Here is a 13,179-nt window from a genome sequence, read left to right as displayed (position 1 = left end):
TACGCCAATTGGCCAATGGAGGGCGCGACTTGTCACGGCTACGCGGGCGGCGAGGATCGCGGTTACTCGACAGACAGAGGAAAGCGAGTCAGCGGAGTGTGCGCACCATAACCGCGTAGACGGGGGCGTCCGGAAACGGCTGTTGATCCCCGATTCGCTTGTAGCCCCAAGACACGTACAGGTCCAGTACCTTCGGGTGCGAAGGGTCGACCAGCAGTGTTACCCGCTCCTCCGAGCGTGCGCGCAGCAACTCCTCGTGCAACTCCTCCGACAGTCCGCTGCCGCGCCACTGATCGCGAACCATCAACTCGAACAGTGCCAGAGTCCGGCTTCCTGTCTCCATCGTGTACGCCTCGGGCAGCGCCTCCCGCATGACCGACCACCATCGGGCCCCCGGCCGCAGCGGAGCCGCGTAGACGAAACCGACAGGCTCCCCGGTGTCCCACGCGATGACGGCCTCCCAGTCGTCTCCTGCGGTGTGACCGCGCAGCCGCTGCTCGAACTTTTCGAGCGTATGGAACTCGTCGGCCAACTTGTCGCCGTAGACCTCGGCATACACCCGCGACAACACGGGCCGCGCTTGCTCTAGGTCCGGCAGTCGGTAGTGTCGCAATTCCATTCCCTACTCCTTGGATCGTGCGGTCTCCCGCAACTCTTCGGCCCACTCCCGGGCCTCGGGGGAGCCGGGCGCGGCCGCCGACAACGACGCGGAGAAGCCCAGCAGCAGGGACCGCGTTCGTCCCGACAGCGCACCGGCATCCGTGATCACGGTCCGGGCGGTGTCGCTTGCCTGCTCGAGGTCGCCTTGCGCGAGCTGCGTCCGCGCGAGATACGCCGTGTAGTAAGCGCGGTTGCGGTGCAGGTCCGGGCGCAGGAGCGCGAGGGCGCGGTGTGCCTGTCCCTCGGCCTCCACCGGACGGCCTGCCGCCAGCAGGGCCACGCAAGCCAGGCCGGCGAGTTCGGCCTGATCGTAGAAACCCATCCAACTCGGACGCGCCCAGCCGAGGTCTGCCCGGCCGAACGCGTCGGCCGCCCAGTCCAAGCTTCGCAGCGCTCCGGACGGGTCGCCGAACGCCGCACGGATCCCGGCGATCCGGGCGTGGGTGAGCGAAGCGAACAAGGGATCCGCGCGGACAACGCTGCAGGCCTGTGAGGCTTCCGACGCGGCGAACGCGTCGGCAGGGCGCTTGCGTTGGAGCGCGAGCATGGATCCGTGCGACCACACCCGCCAAGTGGCGGCGCTGTCCCGCGCGTACCCGGCGAGGGACAGCGCGCGCTCCATGTGCCGCACCGCGTCCGCGTCGCGCCGCCCGTCGAGGGCCGCCCACATCGCTGTCGAAGCGAACGATGCCGCCAGCGAGTAGAAATGGCCGCGCACCCGCTGCGATGCCGTCCCCGAGTCGAGTATGTCCAGGGTGGCCCCGGCCAGGCCCGAGGCGCGCGACTCCAAGCTGGTCGTGCCGCCGTGGGTGTTGTCGTCGCCGACCAGTCCGTCAAGGCGCGAGCGCAGGCGCTGCACATCGCTCATACCAAGCGTGTAGCGCGCCGCGCTGAGGGGCAATGCGGCACCGGCCGTGACGGCGGTGGCTGAGGCGAGGAAGCGGCGGCGTTCCACGGGCGGTTCAACCTCCGGGACGGGAGCGGCGCGGGGCACGAACCCCAGCTCACCCGCAGGACATCCGAATACCGTTTCCAGTGCTCGGCGTTGGCGTTCGTGCGGCCATGTGGACTGCCCGGTGAGCCATCGGCGAACGTGTCGGTCCGACAGCGTCCCCAATTTGCCTGTGAAGTCGGCCATGACGCGGTTCAGTTCCTCGGCGAGTTCGGCCTGGCCGAGATTTTGCGACGCCATGGCCGCCGCTAACTGCTCGTTCGCTCTACGCGGGTGATCCCCCATGGACCGACGGTAATCGCATATGTCCAACCTGCTGTAGGGGCGCGCGTCAAGCGCACCCAAAAATGTCCGGTTGTCCGCGACTGGACGAACCCGCGAATGCCCTGCCCACACCAGGCGATCCGCTCGTTCACTTGACGCAGAACAGAGACGAAGGGCGAAGCGATGAGCGAGGCAACACCCGGTCGGCAGGCGGCGGCGCATGCGGCACCGGACGTCGGTGCGGTGCTCGACACCGTGTACGGCCGCCAACGGGTCATGGACGTGCTCAACATCCCGTGCGACCGGCCGACCGTGTACCTGAGACCGGAACGCGGCGGACTCGAATGGACCGTGGCCGTAGCGGAGTTGCCGAACGTTCTTCGTCAGGAGGTGCTGTGACCTCCCGTGCGCCGGGTCCGCAAACGTCCCCCGTCGCCGTGGGCCCGGCACCATCAGAACTGACACGGAAGGAGGGCGACATGCCCGCCGACAGCAAGCACAAGGGGCCCTCCGCTCCGATCCAGCCCGCGCCGGCGCCTCCGCCCGGTAGTCCTCCGCCGCCCCCGTCGCCGGATGGCAGCAGCCCCAACGGGCCGGGTAGGCACCGGTGACGGGCACTCTTGCGGGGACCGGCGGCGACGTGGACAACGCCTCGGTGGCGCTGCTCGGGCGCGATCGAACCCCGTTCCTCCCGGCCCGCGTGTGGGCTGAGCAGCGAGGCGCCTGGCGCCTGGTCGACCGGGCCCGTGACTCCAAGACATGGGCGCGCGCCGCCCGCGCCGACGTCCCGTTGATCACTCAGTGGGACAACGGCGACCACGAGGGCGACGAACCGGGGACCGTTGCCACATGTTCGTCGTCGCAGCCGTCCGTGACGCGCCAAATGCTCGACGCTTTGGACGTCCAGCTCGGACAGCACGTGCTCGACGTCGGGACCGGTACCGGCTACACGGCCGCGCTACTCGAGGACCGGGTCGGAACGAGCGGCACAGTGGTGTCCGTCGAGGTCGACGACGGCTTGGCTGCGGCCGCGCGGACCACGCTTGACACAGTTGGGGCAAGGGCGCGGGTGCTCGCCGCGGACGGTGCCGCCAGTCTCGCGGGGCCGTTCGATCGCACGCTGGTCACCTTTGGGGTCCGGACCGTCCCCCCGACGTGGATCGAACAGACGGTGACCGGAGGCCGGGTCGTCATGCCGTGGGGCACGGACTGGTGCCGCAGTGACCGGCTCCTGACCCTGCTCGTCGGTGCGGACGCCGCTGCCGGGCGCCTCGGCCCCGGCCTCGACTTCATGAAGATGCGGGCCGAAGAGGCCGCGTGGAAGCGCGCGGTGGGCCCCGACGGGTGGCTGGACCGGGCCGAGCGCTGGGAGGCGGACGCCGAAGGCACCGACGTCGCCGCCGGGCTCGACGGATGGGGCGAGTACGTTCTTGGCCTCCTCATGCCCCCTGGCGTCGTCAAGCTCGTCACGGCACCGGCACCGGCACCGGCAGCGGAACCAGAAGCCGGTGCGAACGGCGACCGTACCGCGTACTTCTACGCCGACGGGTCCGCCGCTGCCCTCACGTTCGGCCGTGGCAGCGGCGTCCACGCCGCCGAGTTCGGCCCGCGCTCGCTCGCGGCCGACTACCTTGCCGCGCTGCGGTGGTGGCTCGACCACGGGTGCCCCGACGCCCAAGGGTTCGGCGTCGGCATCGACGCCGCCGGGCAGCGGGTCTGGTTCGGGTCTCCGCGGGGGCCCGCCGCGCCTGGGTGAACGGTGTCAGGTGGGTGGGGCGCCGGCGCGGATTTGGCGCCAGGTGTGGGGGGCGAGGGTGTTGCGGTCGGCGTCGCGGAGTGCTCGGCGGAGCGTCCAACCGGGGGCGGCGAGGAGACCGGTGGTGAGTGCGAGGAGGGCCGGGATCGTCCGGGGTTCGCGGCGCACGGAGAGGAGTTCCTCGGTGCTGTCACGGTACGCGCCGCGCCGCACCGTGGCGTGCCACAGCTCGCGCAGCACGGCCGCCCGTCCGCGCTCGCCGGCGCCGAGCAGGCCTTGGAGGAACTGGTGGGTGGTCGCGCCCGATTGCGCCGTCGGAACCGAGGCCGGGGACCGGCCGAGGGACACTTCGATGAGCGCGCCCAGCAGGTCGACGCCGGACAGCGCCGCGTTGGTCGGCTCGACCAGGCGCGGATTGACGTCGATCCAGACCGGGCCGTCGTCGGTGAGGATGCCGTCCATGGACAGGGCCCCGTGCCAGCCGATGTGTGCGCCCAGCAGAGTGATGTGCTCACGGAGAACGGCGAGCACCAGGCCGCGCTTCGCGGCCGCGCCGCCCCGGCTGCCGGGCACGACGTGGACGTAGGCGTGCATCGCGACGAGGCGGCCGTGGTCGAACACCGACTGGACGCTGACCACCGGGCCGCGCACCGGCTCCTGAACGAGTACGCGCCCGCCGCCCGCGAACACGCCCTGCGCCTCCAGGTTGTCCGCCAGGCGCAGGAGTTCCTCGCGGCGGGTGATCGGGAACACGCCGTTGGACGCGGTACCGATCGGCAGCTTGACGTACATCGGGGGATCGGCGATCTGCCGCAGCGCCTCAGCGGAACTCACGACCGACGCCTCCGGTTGCGGCAGGCCTATCTCGGTGAGCGTGACGCCCGCCGACACCTTGTCCTGCACCCGTTCGAGCGAGGCGAAGCGTGGTACGGCCAGGTGCGCCGCGAGCGTCGTGCCCCCCACGTCCGCCCGTGCCAGCACTGCCACTTGCTCACCGGTCGGTATCAGTACGTCGTGCCCCTCGGCGTGCAGGACCTTCGACGCGGCGTCGAGCCAGCCCCATGGGTCCGCGCCGTACGCCGGGAGCGGGTGGACCCGCGTCACCGCCGGCGGCAGGCGCAGCGGCGGACGGCCCGGGGGCGCCAGGACCTCGACCTCGTGTCCCGCCTGCCGCAGAAGCTGGGCAGCCTGACGTGAGGTCATACCGAAACCGTCGGAGAGCAGTACGCGCACGCGCACATCCTGGCACTGCCGGGGCCGTGCCGTGGAGGGCCCCGGGCGCGCGAGCGCGTGCCGTACCCTCCGACGTCGTTGGCAGCGCGTAGCGTGGTGATGATCGTGACGCATGGTGAACCGACGTACCGAGCGAGGTAACCAGCCTGTGGCCACCAACCGATATGGCGCTGCCTGTGCCACCTGTTCGACGTATGTCCCGCCCGGCGACGGGGTGTTGACGCGCGTCGGCGGAGCGTGGACGACGTACTGCCGCAACTGCGAGCCCAAGCCCGCGGCACCGGCCCGGGGGACCCACACGGGCTGGCACCAAAGGGAGTTGGCGGCGTTCGACCTGGAGACCTCCGGAGTGGACGTCTCCTCCGACTTCATCGTCACCGCGGCGGTCTGCGACACCTCGGGAGTACACCGGACGTGGCTCGTCCATCCGGGCGACCGGGAGATCCCGGAGGAGGCCACCGCGGTGCACGGGATCACGACCGCGTACGCGCGTGAGCACGGCAGGCCGGCCGTCGACTGCCTCGACGAACTCGCCGACGTGCTGGCCGCGTACCTCGACGCCGGGACACCGGTCGCGATCTACAACGCGGTGTTCGATCTGTCGTTGCTGGAGGCCGAGTTGCGACGGCACGGACGAAGGACGCTGGCCGAACGCACGGCGGTGATCGGCCCCATCATCGATCCGCTGCTCATCGACAAGCACCAGGACCGCTTCCGGCGCGGCAAGCGCACGCTGGAGGCGACCAGCGCCTTCTACGGGGTCGCGCTCGCGGACGCGCACACGGCGGACGGCGACGCGGAGGCGTGCCTGCGGCTCGCCGTGGAACTGGGCGCCCGCTACCCGAAGCTCGCGGCCCTCGACGTGCGGACGCTGCACAACGAGCAGCGCGCGTGGGCGGCGGAGCAGGCGGCGTCGTTCCAGGCGTACCTGGACCGTACGAAGCCGGGGCACGGCGAACGCATCGCGGGCGAATGGCCGGTGGCGCCGACGGCTGCGTCGGGCCCGTCGCGTCCGTCGGCCAAAGGAGATTCGGTGGCGGGTGCGGTGGCGCCTGTGGCGGCTGGCGGCGAGGCTGAGACCGGGGATCGCCCCGTAGGCGGCGGTCCGGGAGCAGGCGCGGTGCCGCGCGCCAGGACGGATGCCGACGGGGGTGCGGGCGTGGCGGATGCGGGCGTGACGGACGGTCCGGTGCCGGGCGTCGGCAGGGGAGGGGCATCGTGAACGAAGGCGGCAACGGCAACAGCCACAGCCACGGCAACAGCCACGGCAAAGGCAACAGCAGCGGGCGTGGTCACGGCGACGGGAACGCGGGCGCCGTCGGCAGCGGCAGCGGGAGGAGGCCGCGGGATACGCACGGCCCGCTGCACGTCGTCGGGCCGATCCTCGTCGCGCCGGACGACGTCCGCGACGAACTCTGGGTCCTGGACGGCCGCATCACCTTCGAGCGGCCCCGCTTCACCGCGGAAGAGGCGACGACCGTACGCGGCTGGGTGCTGCCCGGCCTCGTCGACGCGCACTGTCATGTGGGCCTCGACGCACACGGCGCCGTCGACCACGACACCAGCGAGCGCCAGGCCCTCACCGACCGCGACGCGGGCGCCCTGCTGCTGCGCGACGCCGGCTCGCCCGCCGACACCCGCTGGGTCGACGGCCGCGAGGACCTGCCCCGGCTCATCCGCGCCGGCCGCCATCTCGCCCGCCCGCGCCGCTACATCCGCAACTACGCGCACGAGATCGAACCGGGCGACCTCACCGCGTACGTCGTGCAGGAGGCCCGGCGCGGCGACGGCTGGGTCAAGCTGGTCGGCGACTGGATCGACCGCGACCGGGGCGACCTGGTGCCGTGCTGGCCGTACGACGCGCTCAAGGAGGCCATCGACGCGGCACACGCCGTGGGCGCCCGCGTCACCGCGCACTGCTTCTCGGAGGAGTCGCTGCCGGACCTCGTGGCCGCCGGGATCGACTGCATCGAGCACGCGACAGGCCTGACCGAGGACATGATCCCGGAGTTCGCCGCACGGGGAACGGCGATCGTGCCGACCCTGGTCAACATCGACACCTTCCCGGGCATCGCCGACGCCGCGGCCGCCAAGTTCCCCGAATACGCCGCCCACATGCGGGCGTTGCACGCGCGCCGGTACGCCACCGTGCGCGCGGCGTACGACGCGGGGATCCCGGTCTACGTCGGCACGGATGCGGGCGGCGCCCTCGCGCACGGGCTGGTGGGCCACGAAGTCGTGGAACTCGTCCGCGCCGGCCTCCCGCCGACCGCGGCCCTGTCGGCGGCCACCTGGTCGGCGCGGGCGTGGCTCGGCCGCCCCGGCCTCGAAGAAGGTGCCTCCGCCGACTTCGTGGTCTACGACGCCGATCCGCGCGACGACGTGGGCGTGTTGCTCTCACCGGCAAAGGTGGTGCTGCGCGGCGTCGTCCGCTGAATGACACATGAGGGGTGGCCGGGGGCGTCCGATCTGCCGCGCGTGCGCGGTCGTTTGGCGGACGCTCCGACTACCGGATCGAGAACTGGCGTTCAATCGTAGGCGACCGGCTCGCAGAACAGTGCGGCGCGCTCTGGAAGGCAGACAGGACCAGGGCAGCACAGATGGCCGTCTCGAACACCCGGAGGTTCCAAGGATTTCGGGAGCTTGCGAAGACGGCGGCGAGCAGCAGACCACCCGCGCCGATGAGCACGCACCGGCGTACGGCCACCGCGTACGTCAGCCGGCCCCGGCCGCCCGGTCTTGCCGCAGCGTCCTGAGCGTTCGGCGCCGTCGGTGCTTGCGTGTCCATCCGGCCCCCGCCGCGTCAGTCGAGGGCCGCGTCAGTCGAAGAGGGAGGCGTGGCCGTCGGTGAGGAGTTCGCCGGGTTCGCCGGCGAAGGCGACGCGGCCGCGGCGCAGGACGTACGCGACGTCGGCGCGGCGCAGCGCTTCCCCGGCGTACTGCTCGACCAGGACCACGGTCCGCTGTCCGGCGGCGAGTTCGGAGACGACGTCGTAGAGCTGGGCCACGACGCGGGGCGCCAAGCCCTGGCTCAGCTCGTCGAGGAGCAGGACGCGCGACGGACGGAGCAGGGCGCGGGAGACCGCGAGCATCTGTTGTTCGCCGCCCGACAGGGTGCCGGCGCGTTGGCCGAGTCGCTTGCGGAGGACGGGGAACGCGTCGAGGGCCGGATCGATGGTGTCGGCGCTTGCGAAGACGCGGAGGTTGTCGCGGACGGAGAGCCCCGCGAAGACGCCGTGGCCGTCCGGGATGAGGGCGAGTCCGTCGCGGGCGCGTTCGGAGGCGGTCCAGCGGGTGACGTCGCGGCCGTCCCATTCGATGCGGCCGGTGGTGGGGGACAGGAGGCCCGCGAGTGTGCGCAGGAGGGTGGAGCGTCCGGCGCCGTTGCGGCCGAGGAGGGCGGTGACGGCGCCGGCCGGGAAGGCGAGGTCGACGCCGTGCAGGGCCTCGACGGGGCCGTAGCGGACGCGGACGTCGTGGAGGGCGAGGGAGACGGGCATCAGCGCTCACCGTCCCGGGGCGTTCCCTGTTCGTCCGGGGGCTGCGATCCGCGTACGCCGAGAGGTCGCGGGTCCTCGTCGTCCGGCGGTCGCGGGGACGGGGATGGGGGCTCGTCTGCCGCGCCGTGGGCGTCGCCGGTCACGGGATCGAGGTAGGCCGCGCGCGCCGCCTCGTTTTCGCGTACCTGTTCGGGCGGCCCCGACGCCACGATTCGCCCGGCCGCCATCACATGCACCGAGTCCGCCACCCCGAACACGAGTTCCATGTCGTGCTCCACCAACAGCACCGCGAGCCCGTCGTCCGCGAGGCCCCGCAGCAGCACCCTCAGCCGCCCGGTCTCCGTGTCGTCCAACCCGCTCGCCGGCTCGTCGAGCAGCAGCACCGACGGCCGCGACGCCAGCGCCCGCCCCAACTCCACCAGCCGCAACGTCCCGGTCGGCAGCTCCCCGCAGCGCACATCCCGCAGTTCGGTCAGCCCGACCAGCTCCAACGCCGCCTCCACCGCAGTCCGGGTACGCCCACGCGCCGCATCCGGCAGCCCCAGCAACCGCGCGGTGGCACTCGCACCCGTACGGTTCTCCGCACCGACCCGCAGATTGTCGGCCACCGTCAGGCTCGGGAACACCGACACGACCTGGAACGTCCGTGCGATGCCCAGCCGCGCGCGCCGGTGGTCCGCCAGGCGCGTGATGTCGCGCTCGCCGAGCCTGATGCGCCCCTCGTCCGGCCGCTGCGCGCCGGCCAGGCAGTGGAACAGCGTGCTCTTGCCCGCACCGTTCGGCCCGATCACCGCCGTCACCTCCCCCGGCGGCACCGCCAGGTCGACCCCGTCGACGGCCCGCAGACCGCCGAAGTGGCGTACCAGGCCCCGTGCTTGCAGGCTCGGTACGTCCGACTGACGCCGCGTCACGGACGGCCCCCGTCCCGCGCGGCCACCTCAGTCGCCGCCCCGATCCCAGCCCCAGCAGCCCCAGCTCCAACTGCGCCCGAACCCCCGGCAGCCGCCGCCGCGGTAGCCGCACGCCGTCGCACCCGCCCCCGCAACGCCTCACCCGCAGGCGTGAGACGCACCGCACCCCACCCCGGCCGCAACCCCGACCCCGCCTCCGGGTCCTCGGTCCACAGCGGCCCGAGCAACCGCCGGGCCGTCGCCAGCGCACCACCGGGCATACGCGACAGCAGCACCGCGCCCGCACCGATCACGATCGTCGACACACCCGCCCGCGTCCCGCTGTCGAGGCCCACGATCAGCGCCGCCGCGAGCACCGCGCCCGCCGCGCTGTCCACCCCGAACACCACCACCGCCGCGAACCAGATCAGCCCCACCAGCGGGTCGAACGTCTGGGCGTCGAAGGCGCGTCCGCTCATGCCCATGAGCGCACCCCCGAGCCCCGCCACCCCCGCGCTCACCGCGAACACGAACACCTTCAGCCCCGGTACGTCCACCCCCGACGCCGCAGCCCCGCCCTCGCTGTCGCGCGTGGCCACCAGCATGCGGCCCAGGCGCCCGGTGTGCAGTCGGCGTACGAGCAGCAGCGTCAGCCCCAGGCAGACCAACTCGAGGACATAGAAAGAACGTTCGCCGGAGAACGGCCACGGGTGGTCCAGCCGCAGACCGGTCGTGAACATCGGCTGCGCGAACACGAACCTGCTCACCACCACCGCGACGGCGAACGTCGTCAGGGCCAGCGCGAGACCGCGCCGCCGGATCGCCGGGTAGCCGGTGAGCACCCCCACCGGCACCACCAGCAGCGTCGCGAGCAGCAGCGCGAGCAAGCCGGGCACCTCCGGGAGCCCGAGGAACTTCCCGCTCATCAGCGACGCCGCGAACAGCGCGCCGAGGCCCGCGTACCCGGCCTGGCCGAGCGACACCTGCCCGGCGTACCCGGTCAGGATCACCAGCGACACGAACACGATGGCCAGCGCCGGGATCTGCTGCGCGGACCGCAAGTGCTCGGTGCCCAGCGCGAGCGGCGCGGCCAGCAGGATCGGGTACGGCAGCCACCACAGCGCGGGCAGTCGTGTCCGCGTCCCCGCGTCCACACGCGGGTACGAAGCGCGCGAACCGACCTCGACCATGCGCGGCAAGAGCAGCAGAGCCAGCAGCAGGACCACCACGAACAGGTTGGACTGCAAGGCCTGCAGAAGGTTCTGCGCCTTCCCCTCCAACTGCACGCGCGTCAACTCGCTCTGCCCGACGCCGATCGCCACCGCCACCAGGATGGCCACCGGCAGGCTCGCCAGCCGCGCGGCCACCGCGACACCGATGGTCTCCAGGACCAAGAGGGTCAACCCGAACGGGTCCAGGCGTACGTGCGGCGCCAGCAGGATCCCGGTCAGACCCGCCAGCATCGACCCGAAGGCCCAGCCCACCGCCGACACGCGGTCCGCCGCGACGCCGCTCAGCTCGGCCAGCTCACGGCGGTCGACGACGGCCCGGAGCTCGGCACCGAAACGGGTGAAGCGCGTGACCGCCGCGACCACGACCGCCACCCCGACGACCACGCCCAGGTCGATGAGCGCGGCCTCGGACACCGTCGCGCCGCCCCACAGCTCGATCGAGCCGGTCTCGAACAGGGTCGGCGGGTCGAGACGCGACTCGGTGCCCCACGTCAGGATCGCGATGCCGAGCAGCAGCACGAGTACGCCCAGCGACGCGGCGAGCATCTCGGCCGGCCCCGCTCCGCGCCTGCCCAGCCCTCGGAAGACGAAGCGTTCGAGCAGCAGCCCGAACGCGGGTGCGACCACCAGGACGTCGAACAGCGCGGCGGGCACCACCGGCCATCCCCACACGCGCACCTGCTGCCAGAGCAGGTAGGCGATGAGCATCGCCAGGGCCCCGAACCCCAGGTTGAACACGCCGGTCGCCCGGTACGACGTGATCAGGCCGACCGCGCCGAGCGCGGCGATCGCCCCGACGGCCAGCCCGGCGAGGGCGAGGTCGATGGTCAGCATGGGCGCGGGGCCGCCCTCCGGCCGGCGGCCGCGGTCTCAGGCATCGGCGGCGTCAGTCCGCGTCGCCGGGCGCGGCAGACGGGGGCGCGGCGGGGGACCCCGGGGCCGGGCCCGGGGAAGGACCCGAGGGGGTCGCCGAGGACGACGCGGACGGGGCCGCCGGAGCCGCACCCGTGTCGTCGGGGTCGCACAACGCGCACGGCCGCAGGTCGAGTTCGGCCGCCTGCTTCGGGCGGAGGGCGAACACGCCGTTCTTGCCGCGCACCAGCTCGCAGTCGGGCCGGTGGTAACGCGCTCCGCCACGTAGCGAGACGAACGGCGTGTCGCCGCTCGCGACGACGTTCCCCTCGCCGCTGCCGTCAGCCGCGGACCCGGGCCCCGCGGCCACCGCCCCGGCTGACGAACCACCGGACGTACGACCGCCGTTCGCCACCCCGGCCGCGCCGTCACGCGTCTCTCCGGCCCGGGTCTCCCCGGCACCGCCGTCCGCACCGACCGGCTCCAGGATCAGCGCATGGAGTTCCGCCACCTGCCGCCGCAGCGCGTCGTCGGACCCGCCTCCGCCCCGCAGACGTGCGGCCACCAGGACCGCGCCCGCGACGATCAGCGCCGCACCGGGCACCGTGGCCGACGCGATGTACGGGAGCTGCCGGGCCTCGTGCTTCTCGCCCGACACGCCGTACCAGCCCACCGCACACAGCACGGCGCCGACGAGCACGACGATCCAGCCCCCGTACGCCCGAACGGCCGAACGCACGTCGCCGTCCCAGCGCGGTCTTTCGGAACCCTCCACCGGCCCGCCTCACCTATTCGCCGCCTGCGCATCCGGGACAGTGCGGATGCGGTCGCCCCGGGTCTGGTCCAGGTTAGTTGTGGTCGAAACGGAACACCCGGCTTTCGCGATCGGAAAACGCGGGGAACGATTGCATACCGACTGCGTGCCGACGGCATGTCGGCAACGCGGCGCGGATACAGGTCGGACACAGTTGTACGGGTATCCGAGTCGGCATGTGACGCACGGGTAGGGTGCCGTACGCTCCGACCTGACTTCTGTGATCTACGCCGGGGAATGGCCCTGGCGAGAACGGACGGTGAAAGCACATGCGGGACATACGTACTCGTCGCATGGCGTGGGCGGCCCTGCCGGTCGCGGGCGTGCTGCTGCTCGCGGGCTGCGGCGACGACGACAAGGACGAGCCCAAGGCGTCGCCGAGTGCATCGGCGCCGGCGACCAGCGCGGCCCCGTCGTCGAGCGCCCCGGCGACCTCCGCCTCGGCCACGGGCGGCTCGTCCAGCGCGCCCGCGGGTGCCCCGGCCGACCCGGCCACCTTCACGGCCGATCAGAAGGCCGCTGCCGCGTCGTTCACCCAGATGCTCGACGCCAAGGTGCCGGTCGACCAGCGCAAGGCGGGCATCCAGGACGCGGCAGGCATCGCTCCGCTCCTGGACCAGCTGCTCGCCAACCCGGCCCTCGGCACCGCGTCGATCAAGGTCAACGACGTGGCCGTGTCCGGCGACAAGGCCGTCGTCTCGTTCGACGTGATCGTCGGCGGCGCGCCGTTCTACCCGAACCAGAAGGGCGAGGCCGTCAAGCAGGACGGCAAGTGGCTGGTCGGCAAGAAGACGGTCTGTGGCTTCGGTACGGGCCTCGGCATCCCGGCGCCGCCGGCCTGCGCGTCCTGACGCCGGTCGAACCAAAGAGTGCCGAAATACCGTCCTCCTGACTGACGGTGGCGGCTGCGGGTACGCGCCCTCCGCGTGCGTACCCGCAGCCGCCGGCTCGCTTCCTGCGGTACCGCGCGAACGTGCCGCAGGATCCACCCAGGACACCCCAGGCCCGCTCAGGACAGAGGCTCCC

At 72.4% G+C, this 13,179-nt stretch carries 12 protein-coding genes; 5 read left to right on the top strand and 7 right to left on the bottom strand.

The annotated features are described in order from the left end of the window. Positions 1-88: 88 nt before the first annotated feature. Together AB0C36_RS03635 and AB0C36_RS03630 are read right to left on the bottom strand one after the other, a co-directional pair. Positions 89-619 (bottom strand): GNAT family N-acetyltransferase, encoded by a 531-nt coding sequence (locus AB0C36_RS03635; RefSeq protein WP_358348628.1) that lies wholly within the window; start codon positions 617-619, stop codon positions 89-91. A gap of 3 nt (positions 620-622) precedes the next feature. After that, a complete protein-coding gene (locus AB0C36_RS03630) occupies positions 623-1,897 on the bottom strand; it encodes an NsdA family TPR-like regulatory protein (RefSeq protein WP_358348626.1) in 1,275 nt (424 codons plus the stop codon). A 162-nt stretch (positions 1,898-2,059) separates the two neighbouring features. Between AB0C36_RS03630 and AB0C36_RS03625 the strand changes: the two genes are divergently transcribed. Then, positions 2,060-2,275, top strand: coding sequence for a hypothetical protein (locus AB0C36_RS03625; protein WP_358348623.1), 216 nt, complete (start codon positions 2,060-2,062; stop codon positions 2,273-2,275). A 208-nt stretch (positions 2,276-2,483) separates the two neighbouring features. Then, positions 2,484-3,632: a methyltransferase domain-containing protein gene (locus AB0C36_RS03620; RefSeq protein ID WP_358348620.1), complete on the top strand. Its 1,149-nt coding sequence runs from the start codon at positions 2,484-2,486 to the stop codon at positions 3,630-3,632. A gap of 6 nt (positions 3,633-3,638) precedes the next feature. On the opposite strand, the gene AB0C36_RS03615 is transcribed toward AB0C36_RS03620, so the two are convergent. Continuing rightward, positions 3,639-4,835 carry a hypothetical protein gene (locus tag AB0C36_RS03615; protein WP_358348617.1) on the bottom strand — a complete coding sequence of 399 codons (1,197 nt, stop codon included), beginning with the start codon at positions 4,833-4,835 and terminating at the stop codon, positions 3,639-3,641. 178 nt (positions 4,836-5,013) lie between these two features. Between AB0C36_RS03615 and AB0C36_RS03610 the strand changes: the two genes are divergently transcribed. Together AB0C36_RS03610 and AB0C36_RS03605 are read left to right on the top strand one after the other, a co-directional pair. Beyond that, entirely contained in the window at positions 5,014-6,087 is a 1,074-nt protein-coding gene (locus AB0C36_RS03610; RefSeq protein ID WP_358348614.1) for an exonuclease domain-containing protein, read from the top strand. 140 nt (positions 6,088-6,227) lie between these two features. Then, positions 6,228-7,301, top strand: coding sequence for an amidohydrolase family protein (locus tag AB0C36_RS03605; protein ID WP_358348850.1), 1,074 nt, complete (start codon positions 6,228-6,230; stop codon positions 7,299-7,301). Positions 7,302-7,684: 383 nt separating this feature from the next. Here AB0C36_RS03605 and AB0C36_RS03600 read toward each other — a convergent pair whose 3' ends face one another. The 4 genes from AB0C36_RS03600 to AB0C36_RS03585 are packed head-to-tail and all read right to left on the bottom strand — an operon-like array spanning position 7,685 to position 12,078. Further along, positions 7,685-8,365: an ABC transporter ATP-binding protein gene (locus AB0C36_RS03600; RefSeq protein WP_358348612.1), complete on the bottom strand. Its 681-nt coding sequence runs from the start codon at positions 8,363-8,365 to the stop codon at positions 7,685-7,687. After that, a complete protein-coding gene (locus AB0C36_RS03595; RefSeq protein WP_358348609.1) occupies positions 8,365-9,276 on the bottom strand; it encodes an ABC transporter ATP-binding protein in 912 nt (303 codons plus the stop codon). Before AB0C36_RS03595 ends, AB0C36_RS03600 begins: the two co-directional genes overlap by 1 nt. Further along, a complete protein-coding gene (locus AB0C36_RS03590; protein ID WP_358348606.1) occupies positions 9,273-11,321 on the bottom strand; it encodes an ABC transporter permease in 2,049 nt (682 codons plus the stop codon). Before AB0C36_RS03590 ends, AB0C36_RS03595 begins: the two co-directional genes overlap by 4 nt. A gap of 52 nt (positions 11,322-11,373) precedes the next feature. Next, positions 11,374-12,078 (bottom strand): hypothetical protein, encoded by a 705-nt coding sequence (locus AB0C36_RS03585; RefSeq protein WP_358348603.1) that lies wholly within the window; start codon positions 12,076-12,078, stop codon positions 11,374-11,376. Between the two features lie 344 nt (positions 12,079-12,422). Between AB0C36_RS03585 and AB0C36_RS03580 the strand changes: the two genes are divergently transcribed. Then, positions 12,423-13,004: an MTB12 C-terminal domain-containing protein gene (locus AB0C36_RS03580; protein ID WP_358348600.1), complete on the top strand. Its 582-nt coding sequence runs from the start codon at positions 12,423-12,425 to the stop codon at positions 13,002-13,004. Positions 13,005-13,179: the final 175 nt, after the last annotated feature.

The organism is Streptodolium elevatio (assembly GCF_040649515.1).
GTDB classification, from domain to species: domain Bacteria; phylum Actinomycetota; class Actinomycetes; order Streptomycetales; family Streptomycetaceae; genus Yinghuangia; species Yinghuangia elevatio.
This window is presented reverse-complemented; position numbering and strand designations above follow the sequence as displayed.

Bases quoted from the DNA above. Each gene is read 5' to 3' on its own strand.
- AB0C36_RS03635 (WP_358348628.1), bottom strand. From the start codon at position 619: ATGGAATTGCGACACTACCGACTGCCGGACCTAGAGCAAGCGCGGCCC.
- AB0C36_RS03630 (WP_358348626.1), bottom strand. From the start codon at position 1,897: ATGGGGGATCACCCGCGTAGAGCGAACGAGCAGTTAGCGGCGGCCATG.
- AB0C36_RS03625 (WP_358348623.1), top strand. From the start codon at position 2,060: ATGAGCGAGGCAACACCCGGTCGGCAGGCGGCGGCGCATGCGGCACCG.
- AB0C36_RS03615 (WP_358348617.1), bottom strand. From the start codon at position 4,835: ATGACCTCACGTCAGGCTGCCCAGCTTCTGCGGCAGGCGGGACACGAG.
- AB0C36_RS03600 (WP_358348612.1), bottom strand. From the start codon at position 8,365: ATGCCCGTCTCCCTCGCCCTCCACGACGTCCGCGTCCGCTACGGCCCC.
- AB0C36_RS03590 (WP_358348606.1), bottom strand. From the start codon at position 11,321: ATGCTGACCATCGACCTCGCCCTCGCCGGGCTGGCCGTCGGGGCGATC.
- AB0C36_RS03580 (WP_358348600.1), top strand. From the start codon at position 12,423: ATGCGGGACATACGTACTCGTCGCATGGCGTGGGCGGCCCTGCCGGTC.